General features: G+C 55.9%; 22 protein-coding genes. 8 read left to right on the plus strand and 14 right to left on the minus strand.

What is annotated here, in order from left to right:
* Positions 1-8: 8 nt before the first annotated feature.
* The 4 genes from CU041_RS12235 to CU041_RS12250 all read right to left on the minus strand — a co-directional run bounded on the left by CU041_RS12235 (position 9) and on the right by CU041_RS12250 (position 4,783).
* Entirely contained in the window at positions 9-1,055 is a 1,047-nt protein-coding gene (locus tag CU041_RS12235) for an ABC transporter permease (RefSeq protein WP_082817772.1), read from the minus strand.
* Positions 1,052-2,599, minus strand: coding sequence for a sugar ABC transporter ATP-binding protein (locus CU041_RS12240; protein ID WP_170310216.1), 1,548 nt, complete (start codon positions 2,597-2,599; stop codon positions 1,052-1,054). Before CU041_RS12240 ends, CU041_RS12235 begins: the two co-directional genes overlap by 4 nt.
* 92 nt (positions 2,600-2,691) lie before the next feature.
* Positions 2,692-3,702, minus strand: a complete 1,011-nt coding sequence (locus CU041_RS12245; protein ID WP_068518402.1) for a substrate-binding domain-containing protein — start codon at positions 3,700-3,702, stop codon at positions 2,692-2,694.
* Positions 3,703-3,760: 58 nt separating this feature from the next.
* The gene (locus tag CU041_RS12250; protein WP_101247152.1) at positions 3,761-4,783 is read right to left on the minus strand and encodes an ABC transporter permease; all 1,023 of its coding nucleotides are present in this window, start codon (positions 4,781-4,783) and stop codon (positions 3,761-3,763) included.
* Between the two features lie 185 nt (positions 4,784-4,968).
* Here CU041_RS12250 and CU041_RS12255 point away from each other — a divergent pair, with 185 nt between their 5' ends.
* Positions 4,969-6,000 carry a LacI family DNA-binding transcriptional regulator gene (locus CU041_RS12255; RefSeq protein WP_101247153.1) on the plus strand — a complete coding sequence of 344 codons (1,032 nt, stop codon included), beginning with the start codon at positions 4,969-4,971 and terminating at the stop codon, positions 5,998-6,000.
* Between the two features lie 181 nt (positions 6,001-6,181).
* Here the strand turns inward: CU041_RS12255 and CU041_RS12260 are convergent, their stop codons facing one another.
* Positions 6,182-7,066, minus strand: coding sequence for an AraC family transcriptional regulator (locus tag CU041_RS12260; RefSeq protein WP_101247154.1), 885 nt, complete (start codon positions 7,064-7,066; stop codon positions 6,182-6,184).
* A gap of 158 nt (positions 7,067-7,224) precedes the next feature.
* On the opposite strand from CU041_RS12260, the gene CU041_RS12265 reads away from it, so the two are divergent.
* From CU041_RS12265 to CU041_RS12295, 7 genes are all read left to right on the plus strand, one after another.
* On the plus strand, positions 7,225-8,436 hold the full coding sequence (locus CU041_RS12265) for an FAD-dependent monooxygenase (RefSeq protein ID WP_101247155.1): 1,212 nt from the start codon (positions 7,225-7,227) through the stop codon (positions 8,434-8,436).
* A 3-nt stretch (positions 8,437-8,439) separates the two neighbouring features.
* Entirely contained in the window at positions 8,440-9,525 is a 1,086-nt protein-coding gene (locus CU041_RS12270; RefSeq protein WP_101247156.1) for a maleylacetate reductase, read from the plus strand.
* Complete coding sequence (locus CU041_RS12275; protein ID WP_101247157.1) at positions 9,522-10,364, plus strand: intradiol ring-cleavage dioxygenase; 843 nt, start codon at positions 9,522-9,524, stop codon at positions 10,362-10,364. The genes CU041_RS12270 and CU041_RS12275 overlap by 4 nt, the downstream gene beginning before the upstream one ends.
* A 92-nt stretch (positions 10,365-10,456) precedes the next feature.
* Positions 10,457-11,908: an aldehyde dehydrogenase gene (locus tag CU041_RS12280; protein ID WP_101247158.1), complete on the plus strand. Its 1,452-nt coding sequence runs from the start codon at positions 10,457-10,459 to the stop codon at positions 11,906-11,908.
* Between the two features lie 141 nt (positions 11,909-12,049).
* Positions 12,050-13,669, plus strand: a complete 1,620-nt coding sequence (gene mdlC, locus CU041_RS12285) for a benzoylformate decarboxylase (protein WP_101247159.1) — start codon at positions 12,050-12,052, stop codon at positions 13,667-13,669.
* Positions 13,670-13,733: 64 nt separating this feature from the next.
* Positions 13,734-14,066 (plus strand): hypothetical protein, encoded by a 333-nt coding sequence (locus CU041_RS12290; RefSeq protein ID WP_101247160.1) that lies wholly within the window; start codon positions 13,734-13,736, stop codon positions 14,064-14,066.
* Between the two features lie 175 nt (positions 14,067-14,241).
* Positions 14,242-15,987 (plus strand): ABC transporter ATP-binding protein, encoded by a 1,746-nt coding sequence (locus CU041_RS12295; RefSeq protein ID WP_101247161.1) that lies wholly within the window; start codon positions 14,242-14,244, stop codon positions 15,985-15,987.
* A gap of 21 nt (positions 15,988-16,008) precedes the next feature.
* Here the strand turns inward: CU041_RS12295 and CU041_RS12300 are convergent, their stop codons facing one another.
* The 9 genes from CU041_RS12300 to CU041_RS12335 all read right to left on the minus strand — a co-directional run bounded on the left by CU041_RS12300 (position 16,009) and on the right by CU041_RS12335 (position 25,708).
* Complete coding sequence (locus CU041_RS12300; protein ID WP_101247162.1) at positions 16,009-16,800, minus strand: ABC transporter ATP-binding protein; 792 nt, start codon at positions 16,798-16,800, stop codon at positions 16,009-16,011.
* Positions 16,797-17,846, minus strand: coding sequence for a FecCD family ABC transporter permease (locus tag CU041_RS12305; RefSeq protein ID WP_101247163.1), 1,050 nt, complete (start codon positions 17,844-17,846; stop codon positions 16,797-16,799). The genes CU041_RS12300 and CU041_RS12305 overlap by 4 nt, the downstream gene beginning before the upstream one ends.
* Positions 17,843-18,973, minus strand: a complete 1,131-nt coding sequence (locus CU041_RS12310) for an ABC transporter substrate-binding protein (RefSeq protein ID WP_101247164.1) — start codon at positions 18,971-18,973, stop codon at positions 17,843-17,845. The genes CU041_RS12305 and CU041_RS12310 overlap by 4 nt, the downstream gene beginning before the upstream one ends.
* 73 nt (positions 18,974-19,046) lie before the next feature.
* On the minus strand, positions 19,047-21,344 hold the full coding sequence (locus CU041_RS12315; protein ID WP_101247165.1) for a TonB-dependent receptor: 2,298 nt from the start codon (positions 21,342-21,344) through the stop codon (positions 19,047-19,049).
* A 23-nt stretch (positions 21,345-21,367) separates the two neighbouring features.
* The gene (locus CU041_RS20630; protein ID WP_170310209.1) at positions 21,368-21,517 is read right to left on the minus strand and encodes a hypothetical protein; all 150 of its coding nucleotides are present in this window, start codon (positions 21,515-21,517) and stop codon (positions 21,368-21,370) included.
* Positions 21,490-22,554 (minus strand): FecR family protein, encoded by a 1,065-nt coding sequence (locus tag CU041_RS12320; protein ID WP_170310217.1) that lies wholly within the window; start codon positions 22,552-22,554, stop codon positions 21,490-21,492. Before CU041_RS12320 ends, CU041_RS20630 begins: the two co-directional genes overlap by 28 nt.
* A 156-nt stretch (positions 22,555-22,710) precedes the next feature.
* Entirely contained in the window at positions 22,711-23,241 is a 531-nt protein-coding gene (locus CU041_RS12325) for a sigma-70 family RNA polymerase sigma factor (protein WP_068518387.1), read from the minus strand.
* A gap of 392 nt (positions 23,242-23,633) precedes the next feature.
* On the minus strand, positions 23,634-24,335 hold the full coding sequence (locus CU041_RS12330) for a GntR family transcriptional regulator (protein ID WP_101247167.1): 702 nt from the start codon (positions 24,333-24,335) through the stop codon (positions 23,634-23,636).
* Positions 24,332-25,708 carry a formimidoylglutamate deiminase gene (locus tag CU041_RS12335; protein ID WP_101247168.1) on the minus strand — a complete coding sequence of 459 codons (1,377 nt, stop codon included), beginning with the start codon at positions 25,706-25,708 and terminating at the stop codon, positions 24,332-24,334. The genes CU041_RS12330 and CU041_RS12335 overlap by 4 nt, the downstream gene beginning before the upstream one ends.
* Positions 25,709-25,784 lie beyond the last annotated feature (76 nt).

Raw genomic sequence — 25,784 nt, forward strand, 5'->3', positions numbered from 1 at the left:
TTTCTCTTTTATTTCGCAGGTTTGAATTTGCGCTGTCGGGTGACAAAGAAGGCCGCGGCAAGCAGGATGAACGCGCCGACAAACACACGCTGCCAGGTGCTGGGAATGCCGACCATCACCAGAACGTTGTCGACAACAACCACCAGCAAAACACCCAGCATGGTGCCGATAACCGACCCGGTTCCCCCGGTGATCCGCGCCCCGCCAAGTACCACGGCTGCGATCACGGAAATCTCGGTCCCGACAAGATCAAACGGGTTGGCAAGCCGGTTCGCGGTGATATGGACAATCCCCGCCAGACCGGCCAATGCACCGGCATATCCAAAAACAAACAGGTGAACGATTTTGACGTTGTAACCCAGGCGTGCGGTAACTTCCGGATTGCCGCCCAGCGAAAAGATCGCCCGCCCCATCAGGGTACGCCGCATGATCCACCAGGTCAGAACCGCAACCACCGGCAGGATCAGGAAATAAACCGGAAGACTGACGATCGCGCCATTTGCGGTTTCAAATTCCAGAAGCGACAAACGTCCGAATGTCGCCATCTCCCCGGGCAGTTCCATGATCCAGGTTGTCCCGATAAAGGCCAGCAACCCGCCCCGGAAGAAATATTGCGTCCCGATGGTCACAATCAGCGATGGCACGCGCAGCGTATAAACCAGAAAACCGTTCACAACGCCCAGAAACACACCGCCGGCAATCGCAATGGCAAACACCACAACAATCGACAGATCCGGCGCATATTTCTGAACCAGAAGCGTGATCGAATACATCGTCAATGCGGCAATGGCGGTAAAGGAAACATCAATCCCGCCCGCCGCAAGAATGACAAACACGCCCAGCGCAAACAGCCCGGTCACGACACTTGCCCGCCCGATATCAATCAGGGTGGAGGGCTGCAAAAATGCCGGATTGGCAATCGTCACGGCGATACAGATCGCCATCAGCAAAACAAGGGTGACAAATTCCGGTCGTTTGGCGATCAGACCGCTCAATCCGCCGCCCGGCCCGGCATTTGCCGCGGCCTGATTATGCGAGGTTCCAGCCGCACTCATGCTGCACCTTCCTGTACTGAACCAAGCATCGCCTGGTAGATCTCGTCTTCATTTGCGCCCGCGCCATTCAGATCGGCGACGATTTCACCGGCACTCATCACAAGAATGCGGTCGCAATTCTGCAAAAGTTCGGGAAGGTCATCACTGACGATGACAAGTCCGATGCCCTGTTCGGCCATTTTCTGGATGGTCTGGTAAATCGCATCCTTTGATCCGACATCAACACCGACCGTCGGCCCGTGCAGCACCAGAATTTCCGGATCGATGCTCAGCCAGCGGCCAATCAGAACGCGCTGCTGGTTACCGCCCGAAAGCGCCGATACCGGCAATTCGATATCTGCGGTATTCAGGCGCATCTTTTCGGAAATGTCGCGGGCAATTTCCTTGCCCTTTTTCATGTCGAGAATGCCGAACTTGCTGGCAAGTTTGCGCAGGATCAGCGCGATTTCATTCTGATAGATCGACTTGTCCAGAAACAGACCTTCGGACAGGCGGTCTTCGGGGACATAGCCGATCCCGGCATCAATTGATTCCGACGCGCTATGGATGCGCACCGGCTTGCCATTGACCGAAATCGAACCACCGGCCGCCGGTTTGATCCCGGCAATCGCCAGTGCCAGTTCGTTCCTGCCGGAATCCGAAAGGCCAGTAATGCCAAGAACCTCGCCCTTATGCAGTTTGAAGCTGACATCGCGAAAACGCCCGGGTACTTCAAGACGATCCAGCACCATCAGGGTTTCGGCCGATGGCGCCCCGGTGCGATAGCGTTTTTCACTGATCTTGCGTCCCGTCATCAGTTCGGCAAGATCCGTGCGGCTGTAATTATTGATCGGCCCCTGGGCAACGCATTGGCCGTCACGGAAGACGATGGCATGGCCACCGATCCGGTAACATTCTTCGAGTTTGTGAGTAACGAACAGTACGGCCACATTTCGCGACCGCAGTTTTGACACCACATCAATCAGGTTTTCGACCTCGCGCCGGGTCAGCGACGTGGTCGGTTCATCCATGATCACAAGGCGCGCTTCGCACGCAATGGCGCGCGCAATCGCCACAAGCTGACGAATGGCAAGCGGAAGGTCAGACACAATGGTCGACAACAATTCCGCCGTAACATTCAGCCCGACCTGCGACAGGGCCTTGGTTGCGGTTTCTTTCAAACGTGCGCGGTCAAGTGTACGCAAAAGGCGACCATGGCCTTCGACAAGCTGCTCGCCAAGCGCAACATTTTCCATCACGGTCAGATTGGGGATCAGCGACAGGTCCTGATAAACCGTCTCGATCCCGAAATCGAGTGACTGGATCGGCGTCAGTTCATCATGAACCTCGCCATCAAGAATGATCTGTCCTTCGCTGGGCGGATGCGCACCAGCCATGATCTTGATTACGGTACTTTTGCCACATCCGTTTTCACCAAGCAGGTGATAGACCTCACCAGCCTGAAGCGACATGTCCACCCCTCTGAGGGCATGCACACCGCCAAACCGTTTGTGGATGTTTCGCAGCTCAAGGAAGCAGCGATTTTGCGGATCTTGCTTGGTCACCAGTTATTCCCTTTCTGCTGACGTTTCTGTCAGGCACAGCCATGCAGTCCGGCGCATTGTGCGTTGCGCCGGACCACTGGCATCAGGTGATCTTAGAAAAGGTAGTCCTTGTAGGTGTCCTTGTCGGCCAGCACCATGCCGTTACCAACAATCAGAAGACCCTTGCCGGCACCCGGTTTGACGGTGACGCTTTCATAGCCTTCAACACCAAGATCCATACCGTCGGTAATTTCCTTGCCTTCGAGCATGAATTTCGCGACCGCATTCATCGCCATGCCGGCTTTCTGCGGATCCCAGAAACCGATCGCGGTGATGGCACCGGAATCCAGATACGCTGCCGACGGGTTCGGAAGACCGGTACCGACCAGGCAAACCTTGCCAGCCAGACCTGCTTCTTCGATTGCACGACCTACACCCAGAACATCGTTACCAGCCGAGGTCTGGAACCCTTTGATATCGGGATGTTTGCGCAGGATTTCCTTGGCCTTTTCATAGGTGCCGTTGGCGTCATCGAACGATTCATTGTTCGGATCGACCAGTTCCATGCCCGGATATTTCTTGGCATTTTCTTCACCGGCACCAACCCACTGCATGTGGGTACGGCTGCCCAGCGAACCGACAAAGGTGGTCCATTTGCCTTCGCCGCCCATGCACTGGGCCAGACGTTCGTTCAGTGCCGCACCGTAATCGGCATTGTCAAAGGCCTCGATATCGGCATGGGTGTTGGCCTGGTTGTCGGCTTCGTGGGTGACGATGATCGTGCCACGATCCATCGCACGGCCCAGAATACCTTCAAGAATATCCGGATCCATCGGCACAACCGCCAGCGCATCCACACCGGTTGCCACCAGATCCTGAACGATCTGAAGCTGCTGTGCGGAATCCGCAGTTGCCGGACCGACCTGGCGAATGTCCATTTCCGGGTTCTGTTCGGCGAATTTGTTTACGCCGGTTTCCATACGGTCAAACCACGGAATACCGCTGATTTTAACAACCGTGGTGATGGCCTTGCCATCCTGTGCCGATGCCGGTGCGGCAACGCCGACCATGGACAGGGCAGCAACCGCAAAGGCAGAGCTTTTCAAAAGTGTCGAAATTTTCATTGTTTTCCTCCCGAATTGGAAAATTCTGTTAGGCAGACAGTGCCCTCGTTCCTTGTTTTTATTTCCGTGCTTGAGGGCGTTGCACAGATGCCGTGACCGCGCGAAATTGCGGACTGAAGAAGTCCGTCAGACGGAACCGTCCGATGGCCAGGAAACCAAGAAGCAAGGCACCCCAGGCAAAATCGCGGACAAAGTTGGAAAGCCCCATGAAGTTGAGCATGCTCGACATCATCTGAAGGGCGATGGCAGACAGGACCACACAGACAACACGTCCATATCCGCCTTCCGGACGCACCCCGGCCATGACGGCAATCAGGATGGCCACCAGAAGATAGGATGTGCCGTAGTCCCATTTCACATTGATGGTTCGTGCCGCGATGATGATACCGGCCAGCGATGACAGAACGCCGCTGACGGTATAGGTCGCGATAATCACCTTGTTCTGCGGGAAACCTGCATATTCGGACGCCTTGGGGTTCGATCCGTTAAGCATCAGCCACAGACCAAACGGCGTATAGCGCAGAACAAAGCCGATCAGACCGGCAACCGCGATGAACAGAAGAAAGCTGATCGGGATTTCAAACAGGAACCCGTTGCCGATTTCATAAAGCGGGCCCGGCGCACCAACACGCACCGACCGCCCGTCGGACAGAACCACCGCCAGTCCGATAAAGAACATCTGCGTACCAAGGGTGCAAAGGATCGCCGTGATTTTCAGATAGGCGATCAGCAATCCATTCAGCAAACCGCCCAGCAGCCCGACCGCCAGCGCAACCAGAATGAAGAACAGCGAAAACATGCCCGGGTCGCTTGATGCCGAAAAGTGACCGGCAACAAGCGTTGCCGCAGCAACGCCGGACAGATTGGCAAGCGCAATACCCGAAAGTTCGATACCGCCATTGCCCACCGACATTGCCAGCATGACACCGATCGCCAGCAACCCGATTTCCGGCACCTGACCGGCCATCGACTGCAAGTTAAACAATGAGAGATAGTTCCCACCAGATACAATGGCGCCAGCTGTCATGAGCACCACAATAAGTGCAACCAGGACAGTGAAATGCCCGTCTTTGGTACGCATAAATCCTCCCTTATGCGTTTAGTAAATTTTTTGTTTTGTTGACTAAAACTACCAACTCATTTTTATGTTGGCAAGCAGGCACTTTCACTAAAATACTCAGTGCAAGGTTGCATTGCGCCGTGCAGAATGTTTATTAAACAAACTAAACAAGAAAAATTCAGGGACGGGACCCCGGGGACAACCATATGAAAAAAAACAATAAAACCACGATCAAAGAGATTGCCGAACGTGCAGGCGTTTCGCCGTCTACCGTGTCGCTCGTGCTGAATGGAAAAGGCGAAATTTCCGGAACCACCCGTTCGCGGGTTCTCGAGGTCGTGTCATCCCTGAACTACACGCCGCGCACACCGAAAAAACGCGCAACAACCCAGAAAACCATCAAGTTTCTCAAGATTGCCAAGCACGGTCATACGGTTAACCGCGACCACAGCCACTTCATTTCCGATTACATTGATGGCATGTCGCAAGAAGCGACGAGTCGGGGCTACAAATTACAGGTCCTGAGCTACGAGAATGTCACCGCAGACGACATTACCGACATTCTCGCGACCTCGGATGCGACCGCCGTCATCATCCTGGGCACGGAATTAAGCCGCGAAGACATTCAGAAAATCCAGGATCTGCACTTACCGATTGTTTTTATTGATACTTTCTATGATCTGGTCGAAGCCAATTTTGTCGATATGAACAATGGCGACGCGGTTTATACCGTTCTTGAGCACCTAAAAAGTCTTGGTTTTACTAAAATTGGCTATGTCGGCAGTGAAACCCAGACCCGGAACTTTGCCCTGCGCAAGGACGCCTTTATCAGCAATATGGCGACCCTTGGCCTGCCGGTGGCCCCTGAACATGTACTGTCGATCGGATCAACGCTGTCATCGGCCTATGAGGACAGCGTTGATGCCCTGGGCAATGACATCGCCGAGGCCTATTTTTGTGCCAATGACATCATGGCCTATGGCTTTACCAAGGCGCTGAAGGAAAAAGGCTACAAGGTGCCCGAAGATGTCTCGGTGATCGGTTTTGACAACCTTCCCATGAGCATCACACTCGACCCGCCATTGACCACCATTGATGTGTCCAAACGCAAAATCGGCAGCATGGCGATCACAGTACTTGATGAGCTGATCAATGCCGACACCATGCCCCCTGCGGTCAAGGTGCTGGTTGGTGCGCAACTGATCAAACGCGCCAGCACGCGCCCCAAAAACGGATAGCAGCACCCCCAAACCTGTTTGGGCCATCGGCGCGGATGCAGCAGGCGGCGTGACCGGATGATCGGGCCCACTGGACCTTCTGGGGCGTCTCTGGCCCAGCCCCCTCTGTCCTGCATGCCCCCGCCAACACCCGCCATCCAAGCCCGTTTGACCCCAGTTAGCCCACCAACCGACAAGACGGTCAGGAACTTTCACGCATCCGGGTTCTGAACTGGCGCGGTGTTTCCCCGGCCTGGGCGGAAAAGAACCGGGTGAAATAGGACGGGCTTGAAAATTCAAGCATATAGGCGACCTCGGAAATCGGTAGATCGGAAAAAACCAGCTTGCGCTTGGCAGCCAGCAACAGGCGATCACTGATCATTTCCCCGGCTGTTTTGCCGGTAACCGTCTTGACCGTGCGGCTCAGATGGGTGGTGGTGACCGACAACATGCCGGCATAATCGGCCACCGAAAACTTGTCGGTTTCGTGCTGTTCAAGCAGAGTCTGGAACCGGTTGACCAGTTGCTGTTGGCGGCCCGATGACTGATCATTGAAATCGGGGTTGGCCGACAATCCGCGATTAAGCGAAATCAGCAACAACATGAACAGGGATTCGAGTGCGACATTGCGCTCCTCGCCCAGTTTTTTATGTTCCTTTTCAACCTGCTGAACCAGTCCGAGCGTCTCGGTCAAAAGATCACGATGCAACGCCCCGACAACCAGTTGCGGCCGCCCGATCCAGTTCTGGCACCAGCTGTTATGTTTGCCAATCCGCATCACATCAATGGTCGGAACCGTGATCACCCAGCCATTCATGCCAACCTGATAGTCAAAGGCATGACTGCAAAGTGCGGGCAACCACACGATGGCCGGCCCGACGATATCGCGTGACAGGTAATCGATTTGCCCCTTCACCCGTCCGTCGCCAAACACAAACATCTGGGCCAGACCTTCGTGATAATGCGGCTCGACCGACCAGCCGTGAATATGGCTGCGCTCGACAATACGTTCGCAATTCAAAAAGCCGACATGATCGGACGGATCCCCCAAAACATAGCGTTCCCGATCAAGATGCGTCTGGGTCATCGGCCATCCAAATGTTGAAATATTGAAATTTTAAATCCGTTGCGTGGCTTGTTCGAAACCCCGTGTCGCGGAACAATCACCGCAACATGGCGCACGGAAGACTTTGCACTCTTTCGTCAGAAAAACAAGGCATACCAAGCTAAATCGGGAGAACATCCATGACAACCATTGCAATTGCGGGCGCTGGCATTGGCGGACTGACGGCGGCACTTTATCTACATCGCAAGGGCTTCGATGTGAAAGTTTTCGAAGCGGTAAAGGAAATCAAACCGCTGGGGGTCGGCATCAATGTCATGCCCCATTCGTCGAAATTGCTGCATGACCTTGGCTTGGGTGACAAACTTGACTTCACCGGCATTCGCACCCGCTGCATCGAATATCGCACCAAATTCGGGCATGTGATCCAGTCCGACCCGCGTTGCGTCGAAGCAGGCTTCCCCGCCCCGCAATATTCAATCCATCGCGGCGCCTTGCAGTTTCTGTTGCTGTCCGAAGTCCATAACCGCGTCGGCCCCGGATCGGTACAGACCGGCAACCCGGTTACCGGTTATCGTCAGAATGACGACGGGGTGACCGTTCTGTTTCAGGACGGATCGGAATTTGCCGCCGATTTCCTGATCGGCGCAGAAGGACTGCGTTCCCAAATTCGCCGGCAAATGCATCCCGACGAAGGCCCGCTGAAATATGAAGGCACCATGATGTTCCGCGGTGCTGTTGAAATGGACATGATCGGCGATGGCAAAACCATGGTGATTGCCGGGGATCACGATGTGAAATTCGTCACCTACCCGATCAGTGAAAAACTGCGCAAACAGGGCAAGGCACTGACAAACTGGGTGGCAGAACTGCGCCACAGCAGCCCGCGCCACATTGACGATGCCGACTGGACCCGCGGGGCAACGATTGATTACATCACGCCGTTTCGCGAATTCCAGATGTGGGACATGAATTGCGCCGCCATCATGGAAGCAACCGACATCGTCACCGAATTCCCGATGGTTGATCGCGACCCGCTGGATTTCTGGACCGATGGGCGGGTGACCCTTTTGGGGGATGCGGCCCATCCGATGTATCCGATCGGCGCCAACGGGGCCAGCCAGGCCATTCTTGATGCCCATATGCTGGCCGAATGTCTGGGGCAACAAAACAGTCCCGACGGACTTATCGCCTATGAAAACAACCGTCGTCCCGCCACGGCCAATGTCGTTCTCAGCAACCGTCAGGGCGGCCCTGAACGGGTTCTTGATATCGCGGCATCGCGTGTCACCGGCCCCGATGACCGGATCGAAGACCTGATCACGCCCGAAGAACTCGAACAGGTCGCAGCCGGGTATCGCAATGTCGCCGGTTTCCAGAAAAAGGCGGTGTGATCCATGTCGATTTTCAATGTGGGCTTTGACCGCCAAGGCACCGCCGTCCAGGTCCGTTTCCAAAAGGGCGGGCGTTCCGACCTTGGCCCCGAACTTGATGCCATCAAGGCAAAACGGCCACTGGTTCTGACCACTCCGGAACAGGTTGATCAGGGCGAAGCCCTTCTGGACACGCTTGCCGGTCGCGCAGCCGGTCTTTATACCCGCGCCACCATGCACACGCCGGTTGATATCACCCGGGATGCGCTGGAAACGGTCAAGAAATCCAAAGCAGATTGCGTGATTGCCATTGGCGGCGGATCGACGATCGGACTGGGCAAGGCGATTGCCTATCACACCGATCTGCCACAAATCGTGTTGCCCACCACCTATGCCGGGTCCGAAGCAACCCCGGTTCTGGGGCAGACCGAAAACGGGGTCAAATCGACCCTGAAATCCGAACGCGTCCAGCCCGAAGCCATCCTTTATGATGCGGAACTTGTGCGCAGCCTGCCGGTTCCGATGTCGGTCACGAGCGGTCTGAACGCCATGGCGCATGCGGTCGAAGCCCTTTACGCCCGCGATGCCAACCGCCTTTCAAGTGAACTTGCACTTTCGGGTTTGCGGGCCTTTGTCACCGGTCTTCCGGTGGTGGTGTCATCGCCTGATGATCTGGATGCCCGTGAAGACACCCTGTTCGGGGCCTGGACATGCGGGGCGGTGCTGGCACAGGTTGGCATGGCCTTGCATCACAAACTTTGTCACACTCTTGGCGGTACCCTGAACTTACCGCACGCGGCGACCCATGCGATCATACTTCCGCATGCCACCGCCTATAACGAAGCCGCTGCACCTGAAAAACTCGCCCCGCTTGCTGCCATTCTTGGCAGCGATACCGCTGGCGGCGGGCTTTTTGATTTTGCCGGAAAACTTGGCGCACCGACGGATTTGAAGTCCCTTGGCGTTGCCGAGCGTGATCTGGACCGGGTTGCTGATCTGGCTGTGCAAAATCCCTACTGGAATCCTGTCGCAATCGAACGCCGGGCCATTCGGGCCCTGCTGCAAAATGCCTATGACGGGGTTCGTCCAGAAACGGGAGTCACATCATGACCGGCTTTTTCACCGAAGAAAATTCAGCCCAGACCGTCAATGCCCGGATGGGCGATGACATTGACCCGCGTCTGAAAACCATCATGGCCGCACTGGTCAAACATTTGCACGCCTTCGTCAAGGACGTCGAACTGACCGAAGACGAATGGAACAGCGCCATCGCGTTTCTGACCAAAACCGGTCAGATCTGTAGCACCGAACGCCAGGAATACATTCTTCTAAGCGACGTTCTGGGTGTCTCTATGCTGGTCGATGCGATCAATAACCGGCGCCCGGACGGTGCCACCGAAAACACTGTGTTTGGTCCCTTCCACGTCAAGGACGCACCGGTCCGCCAGATGGGCGACAGCATCTCGCTTGATGGCAAAGGCGAGCCCTGCCTGTTTACCGGCCGGGTTCTTGATCTGGATGGCAATCCGGTCAAAGGGGCTAAAATTGATGTCTGGTCGGACAATGCCGATGGCTATTACGACGTCCAGCAACCTGACAGTCAGCCCAAATGGAACAATCGCGGCATCTTCGTCACCGGTTCGGACGGCGCATACAGTTTCGTCGGCATCAAGCCGGTCAGCTACCCGATCCCTGATGACGGCCCGGTTGGCAAGATGCTGGCAGCCCTTGGACGCCATCCGTTTCGCCCGGCCCATACCCATTTTCTGGTTACCGCACCGGGATATCAGAAACTGGTGACTCACACCTTTGTCGGGGACGACCCGTATCTGGCATCCGACACGGTATTTGGCGTCAAGGAAACCCTTGTTGCCCCGTTCGAACCCAACCCGGATGGCGTCACAAAATGGGTATCGAAATTTGACTTCATTCTGGTGCCCGAAACCTGACCGGGATGGCGCACCGCATGAAACACCCGGCACAACAACCATCATAAAACGCTGCAACACCGAATTTGCGCAGCACAGGGAAGGAAATCGCAATGAATATCGACATGCTTATCGGGGGCACCCCGACCCAATCGATCAGCAATGAAATGTTTGATCGCAAGAACCCCGTCACCGGCGAGGTCGTGACAACCGCACCCGCAGCCAAAAGTGGCGATGTCGACCTTGCAGTCAAGGCCGCGGCCGACGCGTTCAAGACCTGGTCGAAAACTGGCCCGTCGGAACGGCGCGCCATCCTGCTTAAGGTTGCCGAAGAATTTCAGGCAGCGGTTGCCGACTTCATGCAGATCGCCGCACAGGAAACCGGCGCAACCAAGGTCTGGCTTGGCTTCAATGTCAAAGTTGCATCGGGCATGATCCGCGAAGCTGCCGCCATGACCACCCAGCTCAAGGGTGAAGTCATTCCGACCGACAAGCCGGGATCGCTTGCCATGTCGGTGCGCCGCCCGGTTGGCGTACTGGTGGGCATGGCACCCTGGAACGCGCCGATTATTCTGGCGGTGCGTGCGGTTGTCATGGCGATTGCCTGTGGCAATACCGTGGTGCTCAAGGCATCCGAACGCTGCCCGCATACCCACCGCCTGATTGCCGAAGTTTTCCAACGCGGCGGCCTGCCCAAGGGGGTGCTTAATGTCATTACCCATTCCGCCGATGACGCGCCCGAGGTTGTCTCGGCCCTGATTGCCCATCCCGATGTCAAACGGATCAATTTCACCGGATCGACCCGGGTCGGGCGCATCATTGCCGAACAGGCCGGCAAGCATCTTAAACCCGTGTTGCTTGAACTGGGTGGCAAGGCACCGCTGATTGTTCTTGAAGATGCCGATCTTGATGCCGCGGTTAATGCCTCCGCATTCGGGGCCTTCCTTAATCAGGGGCAAATCTGCATGTCGACCGAACGTATCATTGTCGATGACAGTATTGCTGATGAATTTGTCCGCCGCTTCGCCCAAAAGGCCAAATCCCTGACCTGCGGGGATGCCAACAAGCAGGATGTCATTCTGGGATCAGTCGTTGATCGCGACATCATCGATCGGGTGCGTCATCTGGTTGATGATGCGACGGGCAAGGGGGCTGTCATTGCATCGGGCGGCGTTCCTGATGACAGCACCATCATGCCGGCAACCATTGTCGACAAAGTCACACCGGATATGGACATCTACCGGGATGAAAGTTTCGGTCCGGTTGTCGCGGTGCTGCGTGCCCGCGATGCCGATCACGCCATCGAACTGGCCAATGACAATGCGTATGGTTTGTCGGCATCGGTTTTCGGATCGGATATCACCCGGGCGATGCGTGTTGCCGATGCCATTGAATCGGGTATCTGCCATATCAATGGCCCGACGGTTGCGGACGAAGCCCAGATGCCATTTGGCGGGGTGAAGGCATCGGGCTATGGCAAGTTCGGCAGCTTGCAGGGCATGGAACAGTTCACCGAACTGCGCTGGATCACCATCGAAGATCCCCACCAGCATTATCCGTTCTGACCTGACCGGGCCTTATCGCCATGCTTCTGATTGGGCCAGGCACGTCTTGATCTGACCCGATCGATCCAGTTTGCCGGTTGCCGATCCGTATGGGCAACCGGCCCCTTTTCGCCACCTCATCGCAGCCAAGGATGCCAACGCATGACATCTTCACTTAACGCCCGAAAATCCGGTGACTGGACAACTGTTCGCGAAGCAACGTTCGATTTCTTCCGTTCTGTCGGGGTCGATACGTTTTTTGGCAATCCGGGATCAACCGAACTGGCCATGCTCGATCGCTGGCCTGAGGATATTCGCTATGTGCTGGGCCTGCATGAAGCATCGGTTGTTGGCATGGCTGACGGTTATGCGCGTGCCACCGGCAAGGCGGCCTTTGTCAATGTCCATTCGGCCGCCGGCCTTGGGCATGCACTTGGCAATGTCTATACGGCCTATCGCAACCGGGCACCGATGGTGATCATTGCCGGTCAGCAATCGCGTGAACTGCTTCCCAATCAGTCGTTTCTTGGTGCCAGCAATGCCGCCGATTTTCCGAAACCCTATGTGAAATACAGCATCGAACCCGCCCGGGCCGAAGATGTGCCCGCCGCCATTGCCCATGCCTACCGGATTGCGATGCAGCGCCCTTATGGTCCGACCTTTGTTTCGGTTCCTGCCGATGACTGGAACGTGCGGTGCAAACCGCTTGTCCCGCGCCAGATATCGTCGAAGACCGCGCCTGATCCGCGCATGATTTCCGATGCGGCCACTACCATTTCATCTGCAAAATCGATTGCCTTTGTGGTTGGCGCTGAAGTCGACGAAGAAGGTGCGGGTGATGCGCTGGTTCGTCTGGTCGAACGTCTTCAGGCCCCGGTTTATGCCGCCCCCTTTGCTGCACGGGTTACATTCCCCGAACATCACGATCTGTTTGCCGGGTTCCTGCCCGCCGCCCCGGCCAAGGTTTCAAGCACCCTTACCAAATATGATCTGGTGATTGCTGTCGGGGCACCGGTCTTTACCTATCATGTGCCCGGTCCGTCCGATCTGCTCGACAGTGACACCACGATCATTCATTTGACCACCGACCCCGATGCCGCATCTTCGGCCCCGCTTGGTACCAGTATCGTCGGAAGTCTTGCATTCGGGTTACCGATGCTGGCTGATCTGGTTGATGTCCGCCCGGCACGCAGCGAACCTTTTGCCCGCCCGAAACCGGTTGTTCCGGATCGCGGCACGCATATTTCACCTGATTATTTCCTGCATCGCCTTGGGCGGGAAATGACCGACGATACGGTTCTGTTTGAAGAAACCCCATCCGTGCGCCCTGCCTTGCAGGATCATGTCCGCATTGCGAACTGGAACCGCTTCTTTACCATGGCCAGCGGCGGGCTTGGTTATGGCCTGCCCGGTGCGGTCGGCTTCGGGCTTGCCCAACCCGATCAAAAGGTCATTTGCCTGATCGGTGATGGATCATTCATGTATTCCCCCCAGGCCCTTTGGACCGCAGTTCAGCATGATCAGGATCTTGCGGTGATTATCCTTAATAACGGGGGCTATGGCGCGATGCGATCCTTTAGCAAGGTTTTGCAGGTGCGCGATGTGCCGGGGATCGAACTTCGGGGACTTGATTTTGTCGAACTTGCACGCGGCATGGGCTGCCCGGCCGACCGTGTAACGTCATCTGATGAGCTTGATGCCCGGTTTGCGTCCTTCATGGCGCAAAGCGGTCCGCGGCTTCTTGAAGTCGTGATCGATCCGGAAATCCAGATTTTGTATTAGCCCCGCGTCACAATGCCACCCAAACCGTTCAACCATTCCCCATGTTAAAACCGCCGGTAACCCCATGCCCAATGCCAAACTTTATGTCGATCACAGCGTCTGGACCGAAAATCAGGCCGAACTGCACGGATCATTGCCCAAACTTCGCGATATCCTGTGCCAGCGGCTGAATGTTGCCCCGAACGCCTGTCAGCTGGCGCTGATCCCGGTTTACGGCCTTGCCGATCAGCCCGCCATCAATATCGAACTGCATATCATGCCCCATCCCAAGCGCACCCGGGATCTGCTTGAAACCCTTGGCGGGGATCTTCAAGCCATGATCGGGGATCTGGCCGGTTGCCCGTGTGCTGTACGCATCGCGACCCTTGATCGGCAAACCTATGTTGCGTTGAAATAGCACCAAACCCGCCGTAATGCACATCTGATAACCGCCTGCTGTCCCGGTGATGGCAGGCGGTTATTTCAGGAATCCCGGCCATTGCGCGATCATCAGGGTTTCGCACAGTTTAACTATGAAAATGCGAAGCATTCCTATATGAAGAAGGGGCCACTTTTTCCTTGGAATCCCCTTGATGATCAAAGAATTCTTTTCCTATTACCTGCCCCATAAACGCCTGTTCATGCTTGATTTCGGCTGCGCGGTTCTGTCGGGCGTCCTTGCGCTTGGTTTTCCGGTCGCGGTTGCCGGTTTCGTCGACGTGTTGCTGCCCAAACAGGACTGGTTTCTGATTGTTCTTGCCGCAATCGGCTTGCTGATTGTCTATGTCATCAATACCGGTCTGATGGCGGTTGTCACCTATTGGGGGCATGTGCTGGGCATTACCATTGAAACGGAAATGCGCCGACGTGCCTTTGATCATCTGCAAAAGCTGTCTTTCCGGTTCTATGACAACCAGAAAACCGGCCATCTGGTCGCCCGTGTGACCAAGGATCTCGAAGAAATCGGTGAAGTCGCCCATCACGGTCCCGAGGACCTGTTTGTCGCGGTAATGACCTTTATCGGTGCGCTGATCCTGATGTTCATGGTGCATGTGCCACTTGCACTGATTGCCATGACCATTGCCCCGTTGATCATGTGGCTGGTGGTGCGGTTTGGCGGCGATATGACCCGCAACTGGCAAAGCCAGTTTGGCCGGGTGCGCGCCTTTAACGCCCGGATCGAGGAAAATGTCGGCGGTGTCCGCGTTGTGCGTGCCTTTGCCAACGAAGAACATGAACGCGCCCTGTTCCACAAGGACAACGAACAATATCGCACCGTCAAACTTCAGGCATATGCCATCATGGCGATCAGCCTTGCCATCAATTATTTGGGCATGCGCATTGTTCAGGTGGTGATCCTGCTGGCCGGGACCTATTACGTCGTGACCGGCGGGCTGAGCATCGGCGGTTTTGTCGGGTTCCTGCTGCTGGTCAATGTGTTTTATCAGCCGCTTGAAAAGATCGCAGCCGTTGTTGAAACCTATCCCAAGGGCATTGCCGGTTTCCGCAATTATCAGGAATTGATGGCAACCGAGCCCGACATTATCGACCGGCCGACCGCGCGTGATGATATCGTTTTGCGGGGCAATCTGGTGTTTGAAAATGTCGATTTCGGCTATAGCCCCGATCGCACCATCCTCAACAATATCAATATCGCGATCGAAGCCGGCGAAACCGTGGCCTTTGTCGGCCCGTCCGGGGCGGGGAAAACCACCCTGTGTTCGCTGGTGCCGCGCTTTTACGATGTCACTGGTGGTTGCATCATGATTGATGGCTGCGATATCCGTGACATCACCATGAAATCCCTGCGTCAACAGATCGGCATCGTACAACAGGATGTCTTCCTGTTTGCCGGAACCCTGCGCGAAAATATCGCCTATGGCCGCCTGACAGCCAGCGATGATGAAATCGTCGATGCGGCACGCCGGGCCCGTCTTGATGATCTGATTGCGACCCTGCCCGACGGGATTGATACCATTATTGGTGAACGCGGGGTCAAGCTATCCGGCGGTCAGAAACAGCGCGTTGCGATTGCGCGGATTTTCCTTAAAAACCCGCCGATCCTGATCCTGGACGAAGCAACTTCGGCCCTTGATACCGAAACCGAACGCGCCATCCAGCAATCGCTTGATGAACTGGCACAGGGGCGCACGACCCTGGTCATTGCCCATCGCCTTGCCACCATCCGCAATGCCAATCGCATCGTTGTCATCACCCAAGACGGTATCGCCGAACAGGGTAGCCACGATGCCCTTCTGGCCAAAGACGGGGCCTATCGCCGCCTGCATGATGCACAGTCCCTGACGACCGGCGGCGACAGCACCCTTAAACGGGCATAAAACCCGAAAAGACCGATCCGATCAGGCCGCTTCACCATCCCGAAGCGGCCTGATGACCTGCACCAGCGGTCGTCCGTCGCAATCAAGGGTCACACGTGTTTCCACCCGGTAAACCCGTGCCAGGTTCGCAGGCGTCAGAACATGTTGCGGACCGCCAGATGCAATGATCTTTCCGCCATGCAACAGCACGATCTGGTCGCAATAGCGCGCCGCAAGATCAAGATCATGCAACGCCGCAACAACCACACCGCCCCGATCCGAAAGCCGTTCACGCACCAGATCAAGCACCACCATCCGCCAGTGCAGATCAAGTGCCGATGTCGGTTCATCAAGCAACAAGACATCCGGATCACGCATCAGCGCAAGCGCCAATCCAACCAGCTGCCGCTTGCCGCCGGACAAGGTATGCAAAGGCGACAACGCAAATTCCGAAAGCCCGAGCCGCGCAAAAATGCCTTCGATCTGATCGGCCAGTTCGCGGTCCGAAACATCAAGATCAAGCGCGCGTGCCGTACTCCACATCAGTTCGGTTGGCAAAAGCGCCGACGGATTCGGCGGCGATTGCGGCATGCTTGCCAACCGGTGATGCCATCCGTCATGCCCCATGTCGGCACGGGTTCGGCCATCGATCGTGATGTGCCCGGTCGTGCTTTTTTCTCCGGAAAGACACCGCATCAGGGTCGATTTCCCCGACGCGTTCGGTCCCAAAAGACCAAGAACCTCGTTATCATTCAGGATCGGAAGATCAACCTGATCAAGAACCGTGACTTGACCATATTTTGCGGTGATACCGGTTGCGCCAAATACCGTCATGCCCGATGTCTCCGCCCGGATAAAAGACCAAGAAACACCGGAACCCCGACAACCGCTGTCAGAATACCGACCGGAATGATCACACCGGGGATCAGCGCCTTTGACAGGAATGACGCACATGACAGGATCAAGGCCCCGCACAATGCCGAACCGGGCACCAGCATCCGGTGATCTTCGCCCAGCAACAGTCGCGCAATATGGGGCCCGACCAAGCCGATAAAACCGATTGCACCCACAAAACAAACCGCGAATGCCGCCAGTACCGACACCCGCAAAATCACCCACATCCGCAATCGACCGACATTGATCCCCATGCTGCGTGCGTGGGCCTCACCACCGCGCAACAATGTCATCACCCAGACATGGCGCAATGAAAATGGCAGGACACACACAAAACACGCACTGACAAGCCCGACCTCAATCCAGCCCGCCCGCGTAAGGTTTCCGATGGTCCAGAAAACGATCTGTGCAATCGCTTCTGCACTGGCCAGATATTGCAAACCCGCGGTCAGTGCATTGCACAGAAACACCAGCGCAATCCCGAACAGAACCACCGTTTCGCGTGCCCCGTTCGCCCATCGCACAATCATCAGGATCAAGGCCCCCGATCCAAGCGCAAAGACCATCGCCATCACCGGAAGAACCGCCGTCTCGCCCACCAATGGCACGACCGGAACCACAACAATCGCAAGACTTGCGCCCAACACCGCAGCAGATGACACGCCAAGCGTGAACGGACTGGCCAGCGGGTTATCGAGAATGGTCTGGGTTTCAATCCCCGCCAGTCCAAGGGCCGCCCCAACCGCAAGCGCAATCAACGCATCGGGCAGGCGCACATCCCACAAAATGATGCGCGGCCTCAGATCAAGCTGATCGGGCCAGAAAAGCCCGGTCACAATATCGCCAAAGCCAAGCCCCGCCGGGCCCGCCCACAGATCCAGCGCAAGCATGGCCACGAGCCCGATTGCAAGCCCCGTTACCGTCAGAACCCGCCGTTTCTGGATGGTTCCGAAACGCTGATAAAGCGACGTTTCCCCGACACTCATTTCTGATGATCAACCGTTGCGCTGTAAACGCCGTTCAATTCGAATGGCAGCCACTTCTCATAGATTTCGGTCAAGGTATCGACCGGATCGATATCGGTAAAAAGATCGGGATGGATCCATTTGGCAAAGGCTTCGAGTGCGACGATATTGAACGGAGAATTATAGAAATTGTGCCATATGCTGTGTGCCCGGCCGTTTCGAACCGCATCAAGGGCGGCAAATTCCGGTGCGGACAAATAGCGCGTCAAGCTTTCAGACGCCGTTTCGCGCGTCATGCCCGGGCCAAGTGCGACCGGTTCTGCGCCAGCAATGAATTCCTCATAGATGCCCGACGCCGTCCCGATCCACACATCGGGATTTTCAACCAGAAGAAACTCGGCTGTATGTTGTGCTGTGGGTCCGGGGGCAACCGCATCGGCAATATTAAGCCCGCCTGCAATCCCGACAAACGGACCAAGCATCCCGTCAGCCATCCCCCAGCAGCATTCATACCGCCCCGGATGGGCTTGCAAAAACACGGTTGGCCGGGTTTTGGCCGTCGCGACACGCTGTTTGATCAGGTCAAAGCGTTGCTGATAAAATGCATTATATTCCGCGGCCCGCTTTTCCGCGCCCAAAAGTTGTCCCAGCAATTTGACCGACGGCAATGTGTTATGCAGCGGGTCGGCCCGGAAATCGATGAAAACGATCTTCGTTCCCGCTGCGGTCAGCTGATCAATCAGTTCGGCATTCTTTGCACCGGGCCCATGATCATTCAGGCCGAAAATCGCAAGTTCCGGGGCAAGATCAATGATCTTTTCCACCGAAATGCTGTCTTCATTGCGCCCCCCGAACAACGGAATGTCAGCAGCCCGCGGAAAGCGTTCATAAAGCTGTGTTTCAAGTCCGGGGTGGGTCCAGCTCAGCGGTGTCATCATGCCGACAATCCCGGCAACCGGATCATCGGGGCGCAACAATGCCAGCAACGGAATATAGCGTCCCTCGCTGATTACCAGGCGCGTGACCGGCAATTCGATACTGACCTTGCGCCCGGCAAGATCGGTGACCTCGATCGTTTCGGCGCGCGCAGTCGTCATCGCCACGATCAAGAAGAACAGAACAGATAAGGATTTCAGAACAACTGTCATGACCCACCCTTGAAATAGCAAAATCCGGGGCAGCAAACGCTGCCCCGGCAAGACCGGTTATCTTTTGGCAAGATCAGAACTGTGCTTTTGCCATCAGCAGGAACGAACGACCCGGCTCATAAAGCGGGACCACATTGGTGAAGTCCTGCCCATAGCTTCCGCGATCGGCATATTCTTCATCAAAGATGTTGTTGGCTTCGATCCGGAGTGTCAGGTAATCGGCCTCTTCGGGCTTGTATTCGGCATAAAGCCCGACAACTTCATAGGCTTCCTGGGCTGTGCCACCGGCATCGGCGGTATCGGTGTTTTTCAACGCCGCATCAATCGTGCCCCCGATGGTCAGATTAATGCCTTCGATCATATGGGCTGCTTCAAGGGCAATGACCCGACCCAGCGGCGCACCAAGATACTGTGTGCCATCTGAATCCGCCGGGCTGCCATTCAGGGTGATTTCACTGTCGGTATAGGTTACCCGCGCAAAGCCCGGACCCCAGTTATATCCGGCACCAAGGTTATAGCCCCGGGTTTCGAAATCCACGACGACCGACGGCCCGGTGCTCCAGCCCGGATCACGCGCATTGTCAAATGTGCTGCGGAAAATGCCGGCATTGAACGAAAACCCTTCGTGCTGAACTTCAAATCCGGTGGTGTAGTTTTCCGCACGGACCGGTTTGACACCCTTGCTGTAATCCCAGGCCGGGTTCATCACATAGTTTTCCGCCAGTGCAATACCGCCCCAGACATTGGAATAACCGGCATTGATGGTCAGGAACTCGGTGACATCAACCGCGGCGGCGACATTGCCGCTCAGCCCTTCATTTTCAATTTCGGTGCCGTCAAGACCGACAAATTTCTGGCTGTCGCCCCGCAAACCAAAGGACAGACGCAGGGGATCAAGCGGCTGAAGACGTGCCTGGGCATATCCACCGAAATTGGTTGCCTCTTCCTCGCGGTCTGACGTCGGGCCGTCATATTCGGCCGTGTCGTGATAGAAATCGACACCGGCCGTAATCGTATCGCGTTCCGACAGATTGAAATCATTTTCAAACTTGCCAGAAAAACTGCTGGTGGTGCCACGACCCTGTTCGGTCAGCGGCGCGTACAGATAGGTCTCGCTATAGGCAAGAACCGCCTTGGGATCCCAAAGACCATCTGCACCGTTTTGCCCGTAATTGAAGGTAAAGTTGCGCCGGCGCATGTCATAGCCAAGCTCGTCTGGCTGATTGCGGTTGGTCAGATCCGTCATGTTCGCACGGTACGGACGACGTGCACGGTCGCGTACCTGTTCGCCGGAAAATTCAAACCGGTGACCGCTTTGTGCTTCATAGGCCGACTTGATCAGCCCGGATCGCATATCGGCTTCTGTACCGGGAACCTGATCGCCGTTACCTGCCTCGTAATCATCGCCCTTGGCCCATTTGAAATAGCCAAGAAGCTCAAAACCACCGGCACGGCCATAGGACGCCAGATCGTTGGTAAAGGTTTCACCATTGGTGTCGTAGCTGGCCTTTGCAAACCCGCCAAGCGAACGACCCGGTTCCAGTACATCGGCAACATCAACGGTCTCATAGACAATCGCACCGCCAAGTGCTGCCGGTCCGGCATCTGCCGGGGCAACGCCGGGATCAACACGTGCGGCCTTAAGCAGGCTTGGGTCAATCAGGTTGGTACCGCTGTGGTGGAAAACCTTGTTGTTCTGACGCGCACCATCAATGCTGATGGCAAGATTGGTTTCCTCGATCGCGTTGACATAAAGTTTCTGGTTCAACGGCACCGATCCCCCAACCGACACGGCGGACTGCCCGGCAAACACGTCCTTGACGTCTTGGGGATTGCGGCGTTCAAAATCCTCGGGCGTGACATAGATCGACTGTGCGCGGTCTGCCGCGCCAATGTGGTCATCGGTATGGGTATTTGCCTCAACCAGGATCGGGCTGAGCGATGTCGTACCATCCGCATCACCTTGTGCGGTACTGACGATGGTGATCGCCCCATTCGATCCGATCCGATAGGAAAGCCCGGTTCCGGCCAAAAGCCGTTGCAACGCATCTTCGGTACGCAAATCCCCCGAAACACCCGGCGTTTGCACACCGCGTACCAGATCACCATTTGCAGAAACCTGGACACCGGCCTGCTGGCCGAACATTGCCAGTGCATCGGCAAGCAATTGACGTTCGATGTCAAAGCTGCGAATGGCGTCGGCCTGTGCGATTTCCTGGTTTGAAATTTCCTGATTTTTCTCCGTCGCTGGCAGACCGGATGCTTTTGCCTCTGTGGCCATCCCCTGAAGTGCCAGCATTGACAGCGCGGTCGTCACCGCAAGGCGATTTCGCCAGTTCCCCTTAACGACCGACAACTGAACCCCCATCATCAATATTCTCCGCTTGGTATGTTTTACATTCCGGTGAAATGCAAATGCGACTTAAATTCACCATCTAACCAAGCAACGATGCGGGCGTTCTCGATTTTCAAATTTATTTTCGCCTTTTTACGAAAAAAACGCGCAAGCCCCTGTTTTATCGGCGGGAAACCACCATCAGCCACGGCGAAATTTCGCGAATTTCCGCCCCCTGGGCATCGGCCATGACCTGCAGGGCGGCCTTCGGATTTTGCAGATCGTAAATCCCGGTCAGCGGCTTTTGCGCCAAATCGGCATCCGAAATCACCACCCATCCATCATAATAGCGGTCAACCGTTTCAACCATTTCGGCAAAGGCGCGATCCTTGGCGATCAACTGACCGTTTCGCCATGCCCCAACCAGTGCCGGCGACAGCGATTGCCGCGTGACATCGCCGGCAGGGCCAATATGGGCAACATCCCCGGCCAGCAATTCAGCCCCGTCCCCCAGCGCGTCGCCATCAACGCGCACACGCCCATGTTCGACGGCAACATCAACACCATAATCGCTGCTGCGCACATTGAACGCGGTTCCCAGAACCGTGGTCCTAATACCTTGTGCCTGTACCGTAAACGGGCGTTCCGTCATCGGGACAACCTCAAAGAACGCCTCCCCGTCAAGCAAGGTCACCTGACGATCAGTTGAAAAATCAAATGCCACCGCACTTTCCGGCCCAAGATGCAGCCTTGATCCATCGGGCAGGGTATAAATCCCGGTTTCGTAGGTTGCGGTCGCATAATCCGCTTCAAACTGCGTCAGCCAGCCGGGCATCAGCACCACCAGCAAACAGGCCGCCAATGCCGCCGCTACCGACATGCCGATTAACGTACGTGCCCGCGCAAATGACCGCCGCGCGCGCTCCGGCGATGCTAGGCTGATCCGGGCCGACCTATCCCCGGTGACGACACCGGCGTGATCTGCCGGGCGCAACTGGCGCGCGGGTGAAATTCTGTCTTGTTGCGGGGTTTTGTCCTGCTGATGCAGTTCCCATTCCGCGCTATGGACCGGTACTGTCATTTCAAGCATCTGCCAGACGCGCAGGGTCTCATCCCAGTCGGCACGGTTTTGCGCACTGGCTTTTAGCCATTCATCATGTTCGCGGCGCAAGGTCGCGTTGTCCGGATCCTCGGACAGGCGGGCGATCCATTCACTTGCAGAACCGGGATGGGTCAATTCCGTCATGGCGTTGTGTCTCTCCATGTGTCAACAGGACACAAGGCACCTTTTTGGTGCTGTTTGCGGGTATCTTTCATGTCCTGGCACATTTTTATTTCTCTCCTGTCCAATAAACGAATGGCACCCGTCGGATTTTCAAATTTTCCGACAGATTTTCCTCGTCTATCTCCCTTTTGCCAGAAACAGTTTGCAGTGCTCGATCGCATCAACAACAAGCGAATGCGCAGTTCCGATAGAAACATCAAGGCGTTGGGCGATTTCCGCATATTTGCATCCGCCAAAACGATGCATCTCAAGTGCGATGCGCGATTTTTCCGGCAACTCGGCCAATGCCTTTTCCAGAAGACGCAATTCACCGCGTGCAATTGCCTTTTCTTCGGGATCGGGGGTGTCTTCGGCGACCATTTCCGCTGATGCTGTGCCATCCCCGTGGATCAGGGCATTTTCACGACCGATCCGGCGACGGCCATCAATGGCAAGATTGCGAACAATACGGAAAATATAACCAACCGGCTCGTCCAGCTTGGCATCGAGTTTGACCTGCTGGGCGCGTTCGAGCCGAAAATAGGCATCTTGCACGATGTCTTCGGCCAAGGCCTGATCACCAACGATTGCGCGCGCATACTTCACCAGTTCATGCCGACGGGCAATGAACACGGTCAGAAGTTCGTTATCGCACAGGGTCGCAACCATTCCACAAACCAGTCAAACATCGCGATCAAAAGCGATTGCGAATTGTTTGCATTTACGCGGAATATGCAGGACTGTCAAATCGCCAATATCGGGCAATGCTGATTAATCGATCCGGATTTTCAGATTTTCTGTCTGCTGAACGGGCCCTGCATCACCCGCCAACCGGGCGCGCAAAGCCACTATCCAAGCCACGGAAACCGTCAATGATCCGGCATCTTGGCACTATTTCAGTGCCCCGGCATTTCACGGACCGATGGCATCACGATCAGCACACCTGACACATGACGATTGTCACGCACCCGACCTGCAACGCTTTGCCATTGTCGGAAATCAAACGGGCCGTCGCACCACCCCCAACGAGCAAAGAAACTGATACCGGCATTTGCAGCAAATCAGATAGCCGAATGCATCCGGTAGCCCGGCGCAAAAAGCAATCTGGCCGACGTGATCCCGGCGTCATTTTCCCAGGTGGTCCGCTCCATCAGAAACAGGGGTGCACCGGCATGGGTGCGCAAAATCTTTGCTTCCAGTTCGGATGCCAGCACGGCGGAAAATGATATATCCCCCTTGGTGTAAGGGGCATGCAGAACCAACCATTCATTGGCACTGATCTTTGACAGATCGGCATCGACGATTTCCGGAACGGTGTCGATCGATACCCAGCGTTCTTCGAACATATAGGGTTTGCCATCGGCCAGATGCAGCGACGAAATATGGAGCATGTCGCTTTTGGCACTGACGCCAAGATTGGCGCAGATTTCCGGTGTCGGCGTACGGCGTTCAGTGAGCAACAGGCCATAACCGTATTTCTGTCCACGGCCTTCGATCTCAAGACGGATGACCGGAATATCAAGCTTTGCACGGCGGACCGGATGGGTGGCCACCCGTGTGCCTGCCTTGCGCCTGCGATCAAGGAATCCTTCGGCTGCCAGTTCGCGCAATGCACGGTTTACCGTGGCACGCGCGCAACCCAGCTGTTCGGCAAGCTCTACTTCCTTGGGGATCTGATCGCCGGGCTTCCATTCGCGTGTATGGATGCGGCGCAAAACCTCATCATGGACCGATTGCCAGTTTGTCTGTTCCGAAGCGCTCACACCACTTCCTTGAGTTGTTCCATCACCTTGCGATACCGGTTGGTGATCGTGTCATGGGCGATGTGGCGGCCTTCGGTCACGACATGGCGACCGGCCGACCAGACATCACGCACCATGCGATCATCTCCGGCAAAGATATATGTATCGAGGATCGTATCGCCTTTCCGGCCGATCAGGTCAACAGCCGAGCCATCCAGCGCCATCAGATCGGCCAGTGCACCAATCTCGATCCGTCCGCAATCGCGCCCGGCGGCACGTGCGCCGCCCTGTGCCACCGCATCATACAAACGCCGTCCGGTGGATTTTTCCGGTGTTGCCAGGGCCGCACGGGATTTGTCGCGCAGGCGCTGACTGTAATCGAGTGTCCGCAATTCTTCCGAAAGCGAAATCCGGATATTGGAATCCGATCCGATCCCAATCACCCCGCCGACCCCCAGATAACGCACACCGTCAAAGATACCGTCGCCAAGGCTGCTTTCAGTGATCGGGCAAAGCCCCGCCACAGCACCGGTCTTTGCCAGGCCAAGGGTTTCATGTTCCTGCATCTGGGTGCAATGGATCAGGCACCAGTTTTCATTCACATCGGCATTTTCCAGAAGCCACTCGACCGGGCGCTTGCCCCAGGATGCCTCGACTTCTTCGACCTCGGCCACCTGTTCGGCCAGATGCATATGGATCGGGCCATCCTTGGACAGCTTGGTGGTCGCAATCAGGTCTTCACGCCCGACCGCGCGCAGGGAATGGGGGGCCACACCGATACGGGTATCGGCGGGCAGACCTTTAACCGCGCGAACCGATTCCTCATACAATTTGGCGAACTGTTCGGGATCGTTGCCAAACCGGATCTGTCCCGGTCCCAACGGGCGCTTGTCACAGCCCCCGAACTGATAGTGAACCGGCAAAAGCGTCAGACCGATACCAGTAATATTTGCAGCCGCGGCAATGCGTTCGGCCATCTCGCCGATATTGTCATACAAATACCCGCCCGGACGGTGATGCAGATAATGGAATTCAGTATTATTGGCGTAACCGGCTTCCAGCATCTCCATCTGCACAAAGGCTGCAATGGCTTCGACATGATCAGGCGTTAGCTGGTCAAGGAAGCGGAACATCAATTGTCGCCACGTCCAGAAGGTATCGCGCGGGTCCGGCCCGCGTTTTTCGGTCAGGCCCGCCATCGAGCGTTGAAAGGCATGGCTATGAAGGTTGGCGACAGCGGGCAACAAAACCCCGACGCGATGATCGGCGGTCGATGCCAGTTCGGGTGAATCGGCTTTAATATTGCTGATTTTGCCCGATTGATCGACCTCTACCGCGACGTCCTGCGCCCAGCCATTACTGGTAAGTGCCTGATTTGCCCAAAGAAGCGTCATAATCCATACCCGTCTTGACAGAAATATTATGTGCAGACATATTATCGTTAATAACGGACTTATCAAGGGGTGATCC

It is taken from the genome of Thalassospira povalilytica (genome assembly GCF_002844235.1).
GTDB lineage: Bacteria > Pseudomonadota > Alphaproteobacteria > Rhodospirillales > Thalassospiraceae > Thalassospira > Thalassospira povalilytica.